This window comes from Planomicrobium stackebrandtii (assembly GCF_030814955.1).
Classification (GTDB): domain Bacteria; phylum Bacillota; class Bacilli; order Bacillales_A; family Planococcaceae; genus Planococcus; species Planococcus stackebrandtii.
In genome coordinates, this window is the sequence record NZ_JAUSWB010000008.1 from 78,276 (window position 1) to 93,491 (window position 15,216).

General features: G+C 46.5%; 13 protein-coding genes. 10 read left to right on the forward strand and 3 right to left on the reverse strand.

Annotated elements, in window-relative coordinates:
* Nucleotides 1-52 precede the first annotated feature (52 nt).
* From uvrB to QOZ98_RS15350, 5 genes are all read left to right on the forward strand, one after another.
* The gene (gene uvrB / locus QOZ98_RS15330; protein WP_308788236.1) at nt 53-2,035 is read left to right on the forward strand and encodes an excinuclease ABC subunit UvrB; all 1,983 of its coding nucleotides are present in this window, start codon (nt 53-55) and stop codon (nt 2,033-2,035) included.
* 6 nt (nt 2,036-2,041) lie between these two features.
* Nucleotides 2,042-4,924, forward strand: coding sequence for an excinuclease ABC subunit UvrA (uvrA, locus tag QOZ98_RS15335; protein ID WP_308788237.1), 2,883 nt, complete (start codon nt 2,042-2,044; stop codon nt 4,922-4,924).
* Nucleotides 4,925-5,023: 99 nt separating this feature from the next.
* Nucleotides 5,024-6,196: a DUF4097 family beta strand repeat-containing protein gene (locus QOZ98_RS15340; RefSeq protein WP_308788238.1), complete on the forward strand. Its 1,173-nt coding sequence runs from the start codon at nt 5,024-5,026 to the stop codon at nt 6,194-6,196.
* A gap of 210 nt (nt 6,197-6,406) precedes the next feature.
* Nucleotides 6,407-6,781, forward strand: a complete 375-nt coding sequence (locus QOZ98_RS15345; RefSeq protein ID WP_308788239.1) for a potassium channel family protein — start codon at nt 6,407-6,409, stop codon at nt 6,779-6,781.
* The gene (locus QOZ98_RS15350) at nt 6,771-8,006 is read left to right on the forward strand and encodes a M20/M25/M40 family metallo-hydrolase (RefSeq protein WP_308788240.1); all 1,236 of its coding nucleotides are present in this window, start codon (nt 6,771-6,773) and stop codon (nt 8,004-8,006) included. Before QOZ98_RS15345 ends, QOZ98_RS15350 begins: the two co-directional genes overlap by 11 nt.
* 44 nt (nt 8,007-8,050) lie before the next feature.
* On the opposite strand, the gene QOZ98_RS15355 is transcribed toward QOZ98_RS15350, so the two are convergent.
* The 3 genes from QOZ98_RS15355 to QOZ98_RS15365 all read right to left on the reverse strand — a co-directional run bounded on the left by QOZ98_RS15355 (nt 8,051) and on the right by QOZ98_RS15365 (nt 11,113).
* Nucleotides 8,051-8,476 (reverse strand): DUF1801 domain-containing protein, encoded by a 426-nt coding sequence (locus QOZ98_RS15355; RefSeq protein ID WP_308788241.1) that lies wholly within the window; start codon nt 8,474-8,476, stop codon nt 8,051-8,053.
* Between the two features lie 31 nt (nt 8,477-8,507).
* Complete coding sequence (locus tag QOZ98_RS15360; RefSeq protein ID WP_308788242.1) at nt 8,508-10,454, reverse strand: TetM/TetW/TetO/TetS family tetracycline resistance ribosomal protection protein; 1,947 nt, start codon at nt 10,452-10,454, stop codon at nt 8,508-8,510.
* A 110-nt stretch (nt 10,455-10,564) separates the two neighbouring features.
* Nucleotides 10,565-11,113, reverse strand: coding sequence for an N-acetylmuramoyl-L-alanine amidase family protein (locus tag QOZ98_RS15365; RefSeq protein WP_308788243.1), 549 nt, complete (start codon nt 11,111-11,113; stop codon nt 10,565-10,567).
* Nucleotides 11,114-11,280: 167 nt separating this feature from the next.
* Here QOZ98_RS15365 and hprK point away from each other — a divergent pair, with 167 nt between their 5' ends.
* From hprK to QOZ98_RS15390, 5 genes are read left to right on the forward strand one after another with little or no spacing between them, the layout of a single operon-like run.
* Nucleotides 11,281-12,207: an HPr(Ser) kinase/phosphatase gene (gene hprK, locus QOZ98_RS15370; protein ID WP_142828821.1), complete on the forward strand. Its 927-nt coding sequence runs from the start codon at nt 11,281-11,283 to the stop codon at nt 12,205-12,207.
* 21 nt (nt 12,208-12,228) lie between these two features.
* Nucleotides 12,229-13,041 carry a prolipoprotein diacylglyceryl transferase gene (gene lgt, locus QOZ98_RS15375; protein WP_308788244.1) on the forward strand — a complete coding sequence of 271 codons (813 nt, stop codon included), beginning with the start codon at nt 12,229-12,231 and terminating at the stop codon, nt 13,039-13,041.
* Between the two features lie 19 nt (nt 13,042-13,060).
* Entirely contained in the window at nt 13,061-13,996 is a 936-nt protein-coding gene (locus QOZ98_RS15380; protein ID WP_308788245.1) for a nucleoside recognition domain-containing protein, read from the forward strand.
* Complete coding sequence (ppaX, locus tag QOZ98_RS15385; protein ID WP_308788246.1) at nt 13,993-14,649, forward strand: pyrophosphatase PpaX; 657 nt, start codon at nt 13,993-13,995, stop codon at nt 14,647-14,649. The genes QOZ98_RS15380 and ppaX overlap by 4 nt, the downstream gene beginning before the upstream one ends.
* Complete coding sequence (locus QOZ98_RS15390; protein WP_308788247.1) at nt 14,646-15,158, forward strand: acyltransferase; 513 nt, start codon at nt 14,646-14,648, stop codon at nt 15,156-15,158. Before ppaX ends, QOZ98_RS15390 begins: the two co-directional genes overlap by 4 nt.
* The last annotated feature ends 58 nt before the right edge of the window (nt 15,159-15,216 follow it).

Genomic DNA, 15,216 nt, shown 5'->3' on the forward strand with positions numbered 1-15,216 from the left:
TTAGGGCATATGGTAAAGTAGAGGTATTGAAAGAACGGGAGGACGTCTTATCATGAAACAGGAATTTAATCTTCAAGCCCCTTATGAACCAGCCGGCGATCAGCCTCAAGCTATTACCGAACTGACACAAGGCATCATCAACGGCAAGCGTTGCCAGACATTACTGGGAGCCACAGGTACAGGGAAAACTTATACCATGTCGAACGTCATTCAACAAGTAAAAAAGCCGACGCTCGTCATGGCTCACAATAAAACATTGGCAGGGCAGCTCTACAGCGAATTCAAGGAGTTTTTCCCTGATAACGCGGTTGAGTATTTTGTCAGTTATTACGATTATTATCAACCGGAGGCATACGTGCCGCAATCGGATACGTTCATTGAAAAAGATGCCAGCATCAATGATGAAATCGATAAGCTGCGCCACTCCGCCACGAGTTCCCTATTTGAACGGGATGATGTAATTGTCATTGCTTCGGTTTCCTGTATCTATGGACTCGGTTCGCCAAAAGAATATCGTGAACTCGTTGTTTCCCTCCGCAAAGGCATGGAGATTGAACGCAACCAGCTGCTGCGAAAGTTGGTAGATGTGCAATATGAACGCAATGATATCAATTTTATCCGCGGAACGTTCCGTGTCCGCGGAGACGTCGTGGAAATTTTTCCAGCGTCTCGCGACGAAAGATGCTTGCGCGTCGAATTTTTTGGCGACGAAATTGATCGCATCCGCGAAGTCGATGCTTTGACCGGTGAAATTATTGGCGAACGCGAACATGTCGCTATCTTCCCGGCGTCCCACTTCGTAACACGTGAAGACAAGATGGTCAAAGCGATTGAAAATATTGAAGCAGAATTAGAAGAACGTTTGAAAGAGATGCGTGCAGAAGACAAGTTGCTGGAAGCGCAGCGCCTGGAACAGCGGACGCGCTATGATTTGGAGATGATGCGGGAAATGGGCTTTTGTTCCGGCATCGAAAACTACTCACGGCATTTGACGCTGCGTCCGGCAGGTGCACAGCCCTATACATTGATCGATTATTTTCCAGAGGACTTTTTGCTGGTAGTGGATGAAAGCCATGTAACTTTACCGCAAGTCCGCGGCATGTTCAATGGTGACCAGGCACGCAAAAAAGTACTGGTCGACCATGGTTTCCGTCTGCCTTCAGCAATGGATAATCGGCCGCTGACTTTTGATGAGTTTGAAAAACATATCAGCCAGGCGGTTTTTGTATCAGCGACACCTGGACCTTATGAATTGGAACATACCCCGGAAATGGTGGAACAAATTATCCGGCCAACCGGCTTGCTTGACCCGACAATCGAAATACGTCCAATTGAAGGCCAGATTGATGATTTAATGTATGAAATACGCCAGCGTGCTGAAAACAATGAGCGTGTACTGGTGACCACATTGACGAAAAAAATGTCGGAAGATTTAACAGCCTATCTGAAAGATGCCGGCATCAAAGTCAATTACCTCCATTCGGAAATTAAAACGCTTGAACGGATCGAAATTATCCGTGAGCTGCGGATGGGCGTCTACGATGTATTGGTCGGCATCAACCTGCTGCGTGAAGGATTGGATATTCCGGAAGTTTCACTGGTGACCATTCTCGATGCCGACAAAGAAGGGTTTTTGCGTTCTGAACGGGCATTAATCCAAACGATGGGCCGGGCAGCAAGAAACTCCAACGGCCATGTTATCATGTACGCTGACCGCATAACGGACTCGATGCAAAAAGCGATGGATGAAACAACACGCCGCCGCACGATCCAGGGCGATTACAATGAAAAACACGGCATAACGCCAATTACGATACAGAAGAAAATCCGCGACGTCATCCGAGCGACTGCTGCGGCGGAAGAGTCAGAGGAATATATCTCAAAAGCAATTTCAGGCAAAAAACTCAAAAAAGAAGACCGCCTGAAACTGATCAGCTTATTGGAAACAGAAATGAAAGATGCAGCAAAAGCGCTCGATTTCGAACGGGCTGCAGAGCTGCGTGATACCGTGCTTGAATTGAAAGCGGAAGGATGATAGAAAGTGAAAAAACAGGAAATACGCATACAAGGCGCACGTGCGCATAATTTAAAAAATATTGACGTTGTCATTCCGCGTGACAAGCTCGTTGTAATGACAGGGCTGTCAGGATCCGGTAAATCTTCTCTGGCATTTGACACCATTTATGCAGAAGGGCAGCGGCGATATGTAGAATCATTATCGGCATATGCCCGCCAGTTTTTAGGCCAGATGGACAAGCCGGATGTCGATTTGATCGAAGGCCTGTCACCTGCTATTTCGATTGACCAAAAAACTACCAGTAAAAATCCACGTTCTACAGTAGCAACCGTCACGGAAATTTACGACTATATGCGCTTGATGTTTGCGCGGATCGGCAAACCGATCTGTCCAAATCACGGGATTGAAATTTCATCTCAGACAATTGAACAGATGGTTGACCGCATTGTGGAATATCCGGAACGCACCAAAATGCAGATTTTGGCACCTATCGTATCGGGCCGCAAAGGCACTCACGTCAAGCTGCTGGAAGACATCAGAAAGCAAGGCTATGTGCGCGTCCGCGTTAATGGCGAACTGATTGATCTGGATGACAATATAACATTGGATAAAAACAAAAAACATAATATTGAAGTGGTCATTGACCGGATCATTATTAAAGAAGGTATTGCACCGCGCCTGAGCGATTCACTGGAATCAGCTCTAAGGCTGGCAGACGGACGGGTATTGGTTGATGTGATGGAGCAAGAGGAGTTGCTGTTCAGTGAACATCATGCATGTCCAATCTGTGGATTTTCCATCGGGGAATTAGAGCCGAGAATGTTCTCGTTCAACTCGCCATTCGGAGCGTGCCCGGAATGTGATGGATTGGGTATGAAACTGGAAGTGGATCCGGATCTGGTGATTCCAGACTGGAATGTGTCGCTTAATAAAGGAGCTATTGTTCCTTGGCAGCCGACCAGTTCTCAATACTATCCGCAATTATTAAAAGCAATTTGCAAGCATTATAAAATTGATATGGACGTGCCTGTCAGCGATTTGCCGGAAGAGCACATCAACATCATCCTGCGCGGTTCTGGAAACGATAAAATCCGTTTCCGCTATGAAAATGATTATGGCCAGATTCGCGACAACCACATCAATTTTGAAGGGGTGCTCTCCAATGTGGACCGCCGCTACCGTGAAACTTCATCTGATTATATCCGCGAACAGATGGAAAAATACATGGGCGAGCAGCCGTGTACGGTTTGTGAAGGCTATCGCTTGAAGCCCGAAACACTGGCTGTTAAAGTTAATGGCTTGCACATCGGTACTGTGGCTGAGTTCTCCATTATCGAAGCCAATCAGTTTTTCGATCAATTGGTGCTTTCTGAGAAAGACATGCAGATAGCCAAGTTGATCTTGCGTGAAATTCAGGAGCGTGTCGGTTTCCTGATCAATGTCGGGTTGGATTACCTGACTTTGAACCGGGCATCAGGAACGCTTTCCGGAGGGGAAGCACAACGCATTCGTTTAGCGACTCAAATTGGATCGCGATTGACTGGAGTGCTGTATATTTTGGATGAGCCGTCGATCGGTCTGCACCAGCGCGACAATGACCGATTGATAGAGACCTTGAAAAGCATGCGTGACATCGGCAATACGCTAATAGTGGTCGAGCATGATGAAGATACGATGCTGGCAGCTGATTACCTTATTGATGTTGGCCCTGGAGCCGGTGTTCATGGAGGAGAAATCATCGCAGCAGGAACACCTGACAAGGTGATGAAAAACAAAAAGTCGTTAACCGGACAATATTTAAGCGGCAAGAAGTTTATTCCACTGCCTGCAGAGCGAAGAACACCAAGCGACCGGAAGATTTCCATCCGGGGCGCCAATCAAAACAATTTGAAAAAAGTGGATGTTGATATTCCACTTGGCTTGTTTACAGCAGTTACCGGCGTCTCAGGTTCAGGGAAAAGTACACTTATTAACGAAATCCTTTACAAGACGCTTGCACACCGGCTGAACCGCGCCAAAGCGAAGCCTGGACATTTTGATTCGATAGAAGGCACGGAAGAACTGGAAAAAGTCATTGAAATTGATCAGTCCCCTATCGGCCGGACGCCGCGGTCAAATCCGGCAACGTATACAGGCGTTTTTGACGACGTCCGTGATGTTTACGCCACAACAAACGAAGCAAAAGTCCGCGGCTATAAAAAAGGCCGTTTCAGTTTCAACGTCAAGGGCGGTCGCTGTGAAGCTTGCCGCGGAGATGGTATTATAAAAATAGAAATGCATTTCCTTCCGGATGTTTACGTGCCTTGCGAAATCTGCCATGGCAAACGCTACAACCGCGAAACGCTGGAAGTGAAGTATAAAAACAAAAGCATTGCTGATGTACTGGCAATGACAGTGGAAGATGCGTATTCATTTTTCGAGAACATTCCAAAGATCAACCGGAAGCTGAAGACCATTGTAGATGTGGGATTAGGGTACATCACTATGGGACAACCTGCTACAACCTTATCCGGCGGCGAAGCGCAGCGCGTCAAGCTGGCATCCGAGCTTCATAAACGTTCAAACGGCAAGTCCTTCTATATTTTAGATGAGCCGACGACCGGCCTGCACGCTCATGATATTTCCCGGTTGCTGACGGTTCTGCAGCGCCTCGTTGAAAATGGCGATACGGTGCTGACCATCGAACACAACCTGGACGTCATCAAGACGGCGGATTATATTATTGATCTGGGACCTGAAGGCGGCGACAAGGGCGGTACCATATTAGCGACAGGAACTCCGGAAGAGATTGCTGCTGTTGAGAATTCCTATACCGGCAAATACTTGAAGCCGATTCTAGAGCGGGATCGCGCACGGATGGAAGCAACGGTCAAAGGAGCCAGCCGCAAGAAAAAAGCGGTGAAATGAAACTTTTCCTGCTGGCAAACGTAACAATTAGAAGAATAGATCTGTTTGTTCCGTAAGCTCTTGCTTATCGGCATTCAGGCAAAGAGGAGGCCAAAATACATGCAAAGCGAAAAAGAACGCATTTTAGACATGGTAGAGAATGGTACGATTTCAGCGCGGGAAGCGGTTGAGTTGCTGCGCGCTATAGATGGCAACAGTGCTTCTTCGAATGAACCGAATTATGGCCGCAACAGCCAGAAAGACAAATCAGCCAAGCGCGGATTTTTCAGACCGGAAGATATTGTGAAAAGAGTATCAAAAGATTTCTCGAAGAACGTTTCCAAAAACGTTTCAAAAAATGTCTCGCGTGATTTCAATGATTTCGGTACCCGAATGATGGACTTTATGCAATCTTCTGTAGGCAAGCTGAAAACAATGGAATTCGATTCCCCATTTGGTGAAGCGGTTCAATTCAGCCATACTTTTACAGATGAAATGACAGATTTGAATACCATCATTGCGGATATTGCCAATGGCCAATTGGAAATTTTTCCATCCCAAGATGGCTTGCTGCGTGCGGAATGCAGCGTCAAAGCTTACCGGGCAGAGTCTCCAGCACAGGCAAAAGAAGATTTTCTTGATAAATTCGTCTTTATCGCGGATGATCATAAGTTGCGGATCATCAGTGATTTTAAAACGACTCAAGTAAATGTCATTCTTTATGTACCTGAAGCTTCTTATGAACACATCACAGCGCGCCTGTTTAATGGCGGATTCACGATGAAGCGCATCGATGCTGCATTGATCAAGGTGAAAACGGCGAACGGCAAAATCGACTTGAAGCATGTGGAGTTTGACGATGCAGAATTGGAAACAGCGAATGGTGCGATTCACGTCCAGGAAACCAAAGGCAAAGTATTGGAAGCGGAAACCTTGAATGGCCGCATCTATATCGATGGTGATATCCAAACAGTCGAATCCAAGTCTTTAAACGGCAACATTGTCGCTACTACAAGATGTAAGGAAGCACGCAAGCTGGAAGCAAAAACTTTGGCAGGAAATGTGGAAATTTACATTCCAGCTCATTTGCCGCTGAAAGGGGAAGTTTCATCTAACCTTGGCAAAATGGATGTCTTGCTTTCAGATATCGACAGCACGCATGAACAAGGACAATTCATGCAGAAATCGATCCGGTTCTCAAAACAGGGGACTGAACCGGCTGCAGCTCCATTATTAGTCTATGGCGAAACCAAAACAGGTTCTGTTCTGCTTCGCTATTTAACAATCGAATAAAGTAATACAAAAGCCGGCACAGGTATTTAGTGCCGGCTTTTCATATGATAAAATTCACATAAATGGTATTTTCCGCGCTTTTATCATACTATTTGAATAAAGGAAAGGTTTTGAAACATGCTATCGATCATTTTAATAGGGATTACAGTTTTTTTGATGCTGCTCAATTTGTACTATTTCTTTACGAATAAGCAACATAATGAGAGTTTTATGCATACTTCATTATTTACGAAATTATTTCTCGTAATGACAGTGATCACCCTTGGCTTTGCGGTAATTTATTATGTGCTGTCTTTAAATACTGACATTCTGCGAGTTAGTGACGAGACAGGGAGAGCAGGGGGAGACAATTTCTGGGACTATTTATACTTTAGTGGTGTAACGATTCTATCCATCGGCTATGGCGACTTGGTGCCGGTTGGTTCTGCCCGTTTCTTCGCTGTTATTCAAGCCGCATTGGGCTTGCTGCTGCCATCAGCCTATTTTGTGAAAGCATTCAGTGAAATGGGGGATAAAGAAAAAGAGGGTCAAGGAAATCGAAGCGATAAAAAAATAGAAGGTGAGGAAGGTGAAGATGGTGAATAAAAGTGATGCTGCTGCTATTAGCAATGCATTTGACCAATTAGTGAATGACACTGGGATTCAACAGGCGCTCGCGTTTATCGAAAATGATCATCCTCTTACAATCGAAGAACAGATTGCTTTGACAGAGATACCGGCACCGCCGTTCAAAGAACAGCGGCGTGCTGAAAACTTCATGAAGCGTCTAAAAGACTTGGGATTGGCAGATGTCCACATGGATGCGGAAGGAAATGTCTATGGTTTGCGAAAAGGGAAAGGGAAAGGTCCAAGAATTTTTGTATCGGCCCATCTGGATACTGTTTTTCCTGAAGGAACAGATACCACGGTGCATCAGAAAGAGGGTGTTTTGCATGCACCTGGAATTGGAGACGATACTCGTGGATTGGCAGAATTGCTGGCGGTGGTAAGAGCATTCAATGAAGCTGATATTGAAAACAGCGGTGATATTATTTTTGGCGGGACAGTCGGTGAAGAAGGGGCGGGCGATTTGCGTGGCGTCAAAGCCTTTTTTAGAGAGCATCAAGACATTGATGCGTTCCTGTCGCTGGATGGACCAGGATTTAATTACATTACGTATTTGGGTACGGGGAGCTATCGCTACAAGATTACATATAAAGGACCCGGCGGCCATAGCTTTGCGGCTTTCGGCACACCGAGTGCCACCCACGCGTTAGGACGGGCGATGGCGGCAATTGCTGACCTGGAAACGACCAGTGAGCCAAAGACCACTTTTTCAATCGGGGAGGTTTCCGGAGGAACTTCGGTTAATGCCATTGCACAGGAAGCTTCGATGCTGGTCGATCTACGCTCCAACGACCAAGGTGAACTGGATAAACTGGAACAGCGTTTTCTGGAAATCGTACAAGAGGCGGCTCAAGCTGAAAACAGACGGTGGAACGATGACCGGCTGCAAGTAGAAAGCGACCGTTTTGGCAACCGGCCGCCGGCAAGCCAATCGGTCGGAGAGCCGATTGTACAAGTGGCAAGCGCAGCATTACGGGCACTTGGAGCAGAACCTGAGTTGAAGGAGCCGAGCAGCACCGATGCCAACTATCCGATGAGTATCGGCATACCGGCAATTACCATCGGTCTTGGCGGTGAGTTTGACAAGGCGCACACATTGGAAGAATGGCATGATCCAAAAAACGGCCATTTGGCTATTCAAAAAAGCTTGATGACAATTTTGGGCTTGGTTGGTGTTGAGAAGATCAGTTCACCATTGCTTTAGATCAATAAAAAATCCGGACAGCCTTTGACGGCCGTCCGGATTTTTTATTTTTTATCTGGATACAATTCCTGCAGAAAATCAATGGATTGCCTGATCAGCTGTCGCAGGACGTCAAGATCGATATCTTCGGTTTTATTAATGTAAATACAAGATTTTCCACTGGTATGCTTGCCGAATTTCTCGAGCAATGGTTCACGGGCCGTATCTCCGGTTGCAACATACAAACTGATTTTTGCTTTACGCGGGGAAAAACCGACAAGCGGCGCATCGCCTTCATGGCCTGTTTTGTATACATAATGGTACGAGCCGAAGCCGATGATGCTGGGTCCCCACATTTTGGCAGGAAAGCCGCTGGTTTGCTCGAACAGCTCAAGCAATTTAAAAGCATCCAGCCGTTTTTTCGGATTGTCGACCGCTTCAATAAATTCAATGACGTCGGCATCAGTTTCTTTTGTTTTTTGTTCGTACATGGCCAATCCCTCTTTTCCTTTAGATGTGGTCCTACAAACAGTGCATCGCTTTTTCTGCTTTGTCCCATGTCACTTTATAGCCCTGTCCTTTAGCGCAGAAGATGGAAGTGGACGTATAAAGGGGATCTTCGGTTTTAACGTAGCCAATCCGAGCAATCACTTCTTCTTCATTATGACAGAATTCATAGCCATCGAAAAGCAGGCTGAGTGCTCCTTTGCCATGGGTATAGGCAGCGAGTTCCGAACTGTAATTCATAAATGTAGCAACTGGTACGCGGCCTTCAATAATTGTTTTTCCATCTTTTGTTTCCGGGGCATCAAAGCTGCCATGGGCTTGCTGAATGTCGGACAGTACTTTCCCCATTTGATCGAGAGTGACTTTGATTTTGAAACGGTAAACAGGTTCAAGCAGCCGGTTCTGTGCCTGCTCGAGCCCTTGGCGCAGCGCACGGAAAGAGGCTTCCCGGAAGTCGCCGCCTGAGGTGTGCTGGTTGTGTCCGCGGCCGGTCACTAGCGTCACTTTGACATCGGTCAAAGGAGAGCCGGTCAACAACCCATGGTGATCGCGCTCTGCCAGGTGATGAAGAACGAGATTTTGGTGGCCGACCGACATAGCATCGGCATGGCAGGCGTTGGCCACCTGAAAGCCGCTGCCGCGTTCCCCTGGTTCGAGTTTCAAGTGAACTTCTGCGTAATGCCGAAGCGGTTCGAAATGTCCATAACCGGTAACAGCTGCCTCAATTGTTTCCTTGTACAAAATTTCCGGTTGGCCAAACTGTATGGAATGCCCGAACCTTTCAAAAACAATTTGCTCCAGAACTTCCAATTGAATGGCGCCCATAACCTGAATTTGGATTTTTTGAAAATATTCATCCCAGTAGACAGAAAGAGACGGATCTTCGGCGCCGAGTAAATTAAAACAGGCCAAAATTTCCTTTGTATGAATAGATGGATCAAAAAGGACAGTGGATTTTAAGGTCGGCATTACATTAAATAAGGAGCTTTCCTGCCGGACGCCGATAGCATCGCCAATGGATGCTTCTGATAGTCCAGCGATGGCGAACAATTCGCCTGCGCGCGCCTGTTCCACAGCCTGGAATTTATGGCCACTGTAAACGCGGATCTGTGTGACTTTTTCTTCGAGATGACTGGGGCCATAGTGCACTTTGTCGCGCACTTGCAAAGTGCCGCTGAATGCCTTAAGAAAGCAGATGCGATTGCCGTTTTCATCATGCCGAATTTTATAGATTTGGGCTCCGAACGGCTCGCTGTCAGCGTAGGAGCTGACCGTCAGTCCATCGAGTTGCGCAAGAAATTCCAGGATGCCAGTATCCTGCAGTGCAGAGCCGCTGGCACACGGGAAAATTTGCCGGGCTGCAATCATGTTCTGAAATGCCTCCAGCCAAAGTGTCTCGTCATAACCCGATTCCACATACTGTGTCAGCAAGGCTTCATTTCGTTCAGCGATAAATTCAGCCAGCTCTTCACTCATAACTCCGTTTTGAAAAGAACCGTTAATGTCACAAGCGTCCTTTGAAAAGTTCAGACGGATTTCCTCCAGGACCTGATTCGGCTCTGCGCCTTCACGATCGGTTTTATTGATGAAAAAGAAGACAGGCACTTTGTATTTTTCAAGAAGCTGCCAAACGGTTTCAGTATGCCCTTCGATGCCGTCGACTGCACTGACGATGATAATGGCATAATCCATCACTTGGATTGACCGTTCCATTTCAGGAGAAAAATCGACATGTCCTGGCGTATCGATGAGGAAGTATGTTGACTCGTTAAGCGAAAAGCTTGCCTGGTCGGCGAAAATCGTGATGCCTCGGCTTTTTTCGATGGCATGGCTGTCGAGAAATGCGCTTTGGTGATCGACCCGTCCACGCTGGCGAATGCTTTTTGTGTGGTAAAGCAATTGTTCGGAGAACGTGGTCTTGCCGGCATCGACATGCGCAAGAATTCCGATGGTTTTGTTCATATGGTCACCTCTTTAGCTCCATTTTAGCAGAATGTGGATCTGAAATACGAAAAACGCGAAAGCCACATTGGCTTTCGCGTTCGGATATTATAGATTCAAAGGGAATGGGATCAGCGGTTGGCATCGAAACAGGCGATGCCGAAACATATCGCCAATGCGCAGCGCTTCCGATAAGCGGCAGATTTGAGCAGTTCCACCTCCTGTTTATGCGTCATAAAACCGCATTCCACCAAAATGGCCGGCATATGGGTGTCGCGAAGAACAGCAAAGTCTCCTCTTTTGACTCCGCGGTCTTTTCGGCCAGTCACCAAAACCAATGAACGTTGAACCGCCGATGCAAGCTCTTTTGTTGCTGCCTGCGGACGGCTGTATGTGAAAGTTTCCAGGCCGTTTGCTGTATTGAAAGTCTGTCCGAAGGCATTTGCATGTATAGAAACAAACAAATCCACCTTCAAACGATTGGCGAGTGAGGTGCGTTCGTGAAGCGGGACATCCTGGTCGCTTTGATGGCTGAAAAAAACAGTATGGCCATCCAACAACAGCCGTTTTTTTGCCTCTTCGGCAACAGCCGAATTAAAATGGAATTCCCTTAACCTGCCATCCGGCGATCGCTTTCCTGGGGTGTCTGGTCCATGTCCGGCATCAATCATAATCTTCATTTTTGAAAACCTCCTTTTGCGTTCTATATAGATAGAGGGATAGGGAAAGGGGACAAAAATCTTCAAATATATTTTTTACATGTTAAAATAAGAGCAAACCGCATGCAAAAAGAACAACTTCGACGAAAATTCGAAATAATGTGTGGATAAGGAATGAGGGGTAACAAATGGGACAAGTAACAACAAAACAAGTGATGGAAATGTTTGAGCTGGATCTGATCAGCGGTGAAGAAGGCATCGGACGCCATATTCCCATCAGTGACATTTCAAGACCCGGTTTGGAAATGGCCGGTTATTTCACTCACTATCCAGCAAATCGCGTGCAGCTGCTCGGAAAAACCGAGCTTTCTTTTTTTTCCATGCTATTACCGGAAGAACGCCTGGACCGCATGATGAAACTATGCACTGACGATACACCGGCCATCATCGTCTCACATGGTGTTCCGGTTCCGGAAGAATTGGTTATCGCTTCAAGCAACCGGCATGTGCCGGTTATGACTACACCAATGTCAACCACCCGGTTTTCCAGTTTGCTGACGAATTTTCTGGAAAGCCAATTGGCTCCAACAACAGCCGTTCACGGTGTGCTTGTTGATATTTATGGCGTTGGAGTGTTATTGACAGGGAAAAGCGGGGTCGGTAAAAGTGAAACGGCATTGGAGCTTGTCAAGAAAGGCCATCGACTTGTAGCGGATGATTGCGTGGAAATTCATCAGGAAGGCGAGAATACATTGGTTGGCCATTCTCCTAAACTGATAGAGCACTTGCTTGAAATTCGGGGAGTTGGCATCATTGATATTATGACCTTGTTCGGAGCAAGCGCTATTCGAACTTTCAAGAGGATTTCCTTAGTGATTGATCTGGAGATTTGGGATCAGGATAAAACTTATGATCGGCTTGGACTGGAAGAAGAAAAGATGAAGATCATCGATACAGACTTGACGAAACTGACAATTCCGGTCCGTCCCGGGCGAAATTTATCCGTCATCATAGAAGTTGCTGCGATGAACTACCGCCTGAAGCGTATGGGCATCAATGCCGCTGAAGAATTTTCAAAGCGTCTGAATGACGTAATTGCACAAGATACAAACTAAGCGAATGGGAAGGTGCACTACATGTTTTCTATGCTGGCTACAATAGACCCGGTCGCTTTTTCGCTCGGGCCACTTTCGGTACGGTGGTACGGTGTCATCATCGCTGCAGGAATTGTCATTGCTTTTTTGGTGGGGCAGCGCGAGATGGTCAAACGGGGGCTGCATCCCGAATATTTAACTGATTTGCTGATTTGGGCGGTGCCGCTGGCGATTGTCGGCGCCCGCATTTATTATGTCGCGTTTGAGTGGGAACATTATAAAGACAATCTTGGCGAAGTCATTGCCATTTGGAATGGCGGGATCGCGATACATGGTGCATTAATCGCTTCTGTAATCGTCGCTTATATATTTACAAAAAAACGCAATACGCCTTTTTTGAAAGTGGCAGATATATTGGCGCCCAGCATCCTTATCGGCCAAGCGATTGGCCGATGGGGCAATTTCATCAATCAGGAAGCACATGGCGGAGAAGTTTCTCGCATCTTCCTCGAGAATTTGTTCATACCTGATTGGATCATCAATCACATGTACATAGACGGAGCTTACTACCATCCGACTTTCCTGTATGAATCCATGTGGAGCTTGGTTGGAATCATTATTCTCCTGCTGCTCCGGAAGGTCAATCTGGTACGCGGTGAAATGTTTTTCTTCTATATGATTTGGTATTCCATTGGCCGTTTCTATATCGAAGGCATGCGAACCGATAGCCTCTATGTGGTTGGCGAACTTCGTGCAGCTCAGCTGGTATCGGTTATTGCCATCATCATCGCAGTAGTATTGATCGTTTACCGCCGTGCGGCAATCAAAAACCCGCCGCATTATAAAGACAAATAACCAAGAAAAGAGCGATCAAATGTCGACGTTAAGAAATGGATTAAAAGCAGGCTTGAAAACGACCTGGTCATTGGGAAAAATCATCTTCCCGATTACCTTGCTCGTCACGATGCTTCAATATACGCCGGTTCTGCCTTTTATCATCGATTTGGTAGCGCCGGTTATGGGATTGTTCGGATTAAGCGGTGATGCAGCCATACCGCTGGTTCTCGGAAATGCGCTGAATCTTTATGCCGGAATTGCCGGGATCCTTTCACTGGAACTGACGGTCAAGGAAGTTTTCATATTGGCCGTTATGCTGTCTTTCTCACACAATATCTTTATTGAAACCGGAGTTGCGCTGAAGGTAGGCGTCAAGTTATGGATCGTTTTGGTAGTCCGTTTTGGTCTTGCTGGATTGTCCGCGATTATCATTAACTTGTTGTGGAAAGGCGGCGGTGAAGTCGCGCAATACGGTTTTGCACCTGAAGCGGTTGCTGCACCGGAAAGCTGGATGGGTATTTTATTGATCGGACTTGAAAAAGCTTCATTTGGTGTTCTGCAACTGGCATTGATTGTCATTCCATTGATGATTATGATCCAAATTTTAAAAGACAAACAATATTTGCAAAAGATATCAAATCTGCTGGGTCCTTTGACTCGCTTATTGGGTGTAGAAAAAAATGCCTCTTTGACACTTGCATCAGGACTGGTTTTTGGACTGGCGATGGGAGCAGGGGTTATGATTCAAGCGGTTCAGGAAGATGGCGTCAGCAAAAAGGATGCCACGTTGGTGTTCATATTCCTTGTTGCCTGCCATGCCATCGTGGAAGATACACTAATCTTCATCCCGCTTGGCATCCCGATATGGCCCCTGCTCGCGATTCGTGTTGTCACCGCACTGGTGCTGACCATCTTTGTTTCTTATATGTGGCGTAAAGCGGAAGAAAAACAGAAGGAAGTGGTTTCTACATGACGGTAAAACAGATTAATACTTTACTATTCGATTTTGATGGCACTTTGCTGGATACCAATGAATTAATTATCCAGACCTTCCTGTCCGTGTTGGGTGAACATTATCCGGGTCGTTTTGGACGCGAGGATGCTCTCCATTTTATCGGTCCATCACTGGAGCAGACATTTACAGCAATCGATCCGGAACGGGTGGAAGAGCTGACCGTTCAGTACCGTACCCTCAACCGAATCATGCACGATGAGTTGGTTGAAGAATACGATGGTGTGGCAGAAACTTTGCGCCTTTTAAAAGCTCAAGGCTTAAAAATGGCGATTGTATCGACTAAAAGAAGCGAAACGATTCGCCATGGTTTAGACCTGATGGGCGTCGGTGACGTCTTTGACGTGCTGGTCGGCCTGGATCATGTAAGCAACCCAAAACCGGATCCGGAGCCTTTGCATTTGGCGTTAGAGCAATTGGGCGCATCGCACGATGAAGCATTGATGATCGGCGACAACTCGCATGATATCGAGGGCGGCAAAAATGCGGGTGTCCGGACAGCTGGCGTTGCCTGGACAGCAAAGGGCGAAGACTTTCTGGCCAGCTTTAATCCTGATTTCATGCTGCAGCATATCAGTGATTTGCTGGAACTGACTAAAGAGGCTGCAAAATGAGAAACACCCAACGCCATTTTGTGGAAGGCCCCAATTCGCTTTGGCATATCTACAAAACTGTACCTTTTTGGAAGGTCGCCAAAAACTTTTTGGTGATCCAGACAGCTAGATATACACCGTTTTTGCCGATGAAAAACTGGATGTACAAAGCTTTTCTTAAAATGAAAATCGGAGAGCATTCTTCTTTTGCATTGATGGTCATGCCGGACGTCATGTTTCCGGAACGGATTACGGTCGGCAAAAATTCGGTGATTGGCTATAATACGACAATTCTTGCCCATGAATATTTAATAGATGAATACCGGCTCGGCGATGTGGTTATCGGAGACCGCGTCATGATCGGAGCAAACACCACGATTTTGCCCGGCATCACCATCGGAAACGGCGCCATTGTTTCCGCTGCCACGCTCGTCCATAAAGATGTGCCAGCTGGAGCTTTTGTCGGCGGAAATCCGATGAGCATCATCTTTACAGCTGAACAAATGGCAGAGCGCCAAGCAAAATCCTGAAAGCCTGTGCTTTCAGGATTTTTTTCGAGTATATCTCTTGACGATGGGTGGAAAAATG

Excerpts from the sequence above, each read along its gene's own strand:
- uvrB (WP_308788236.1), top strand. The coding sequence starts at position 53 with ATGAAACAGGAATTTAATCTTCAAGCCCCTTATGAACCAGCCGGCGAT.
- QOZ98_RS15340 (WP_308788238.1), top strand. The coding sequence starts at position 5,024 with ATGCAAAGCGAAAAAGAACGCATTTTAGACATGGTAGAGAATGGTACG.
- QOZ98_RS15345 (WP_308788239.1), top strand. The coding sequence starts at position 6,407 with ATGCATACTTCATTATTTACGAAATTATTTCTCGTAATGACAGTGATC.
- QOZ98_RS15350 (WP_308788240.1), top strand. The coding sequence starts at position 6,771 with ATGGTGAATAAAAGTGATGCTGCTGCTATTAGCAATGCATTTGACCAA.
- QOZ98_RS15355 (WP_308788241.1), bottom strand. The coding sequence starts at position 8,476 with ATGTACGAACAAAAAACAAAAGAAACTGATGCCGACGTCATTGAATTT.
- QOZ98_RS15360 (WP_308788242.1), bottom strand. The coding sequence starts at position 10,454 with ATGAACAAAACCATCGGAATTCTTGCGCATGTCGATGCCGGCAAGACC.
- QOZ98_RS15365 (WP_308788243.1), bottom strand. The coding sequence starts at position 11,113 with ATGAAGATTATGATTGATGCCGGACATGGACCAGACACCCCAGGAAAG.
- hprK (WP_142828821.1), top strand. The coding sequence starts at position 11,281 with ATGGGACAAGTAACAACAAAACAAGTGATGGAAATGTTTGAGCTGGAT.
- lgt (WP_308788244.1), top strand. The coding sequence starts at position 12,229 with ATGTTTTCTATGCTGGCTACAATAGACCCGGTCGCTTTTTCGCTCGGG.
- QOZ98_RS15380 (WP_308788245.1), top strand. The coding sequence starts at position 13,061 with ATGTCGACGTTAAGAAATGGATTAAAAGCAGGCTTGAAAACGACCTGG.
- ppaX (WP_308788246.1), top strand. The coding sequence starts at position 13,993 with ATGACGGTAAAACAGATTAATACTTTACTATTCGATTTTGATGGCACT.
- QOZ98_RS15390 (WP_308788247.1), top strand. The coding sequence starts at position 14,646 with ATGAGAAACACCCAACGCCATTTTGTGGAAGGCCCCAATTCGCTTTGG.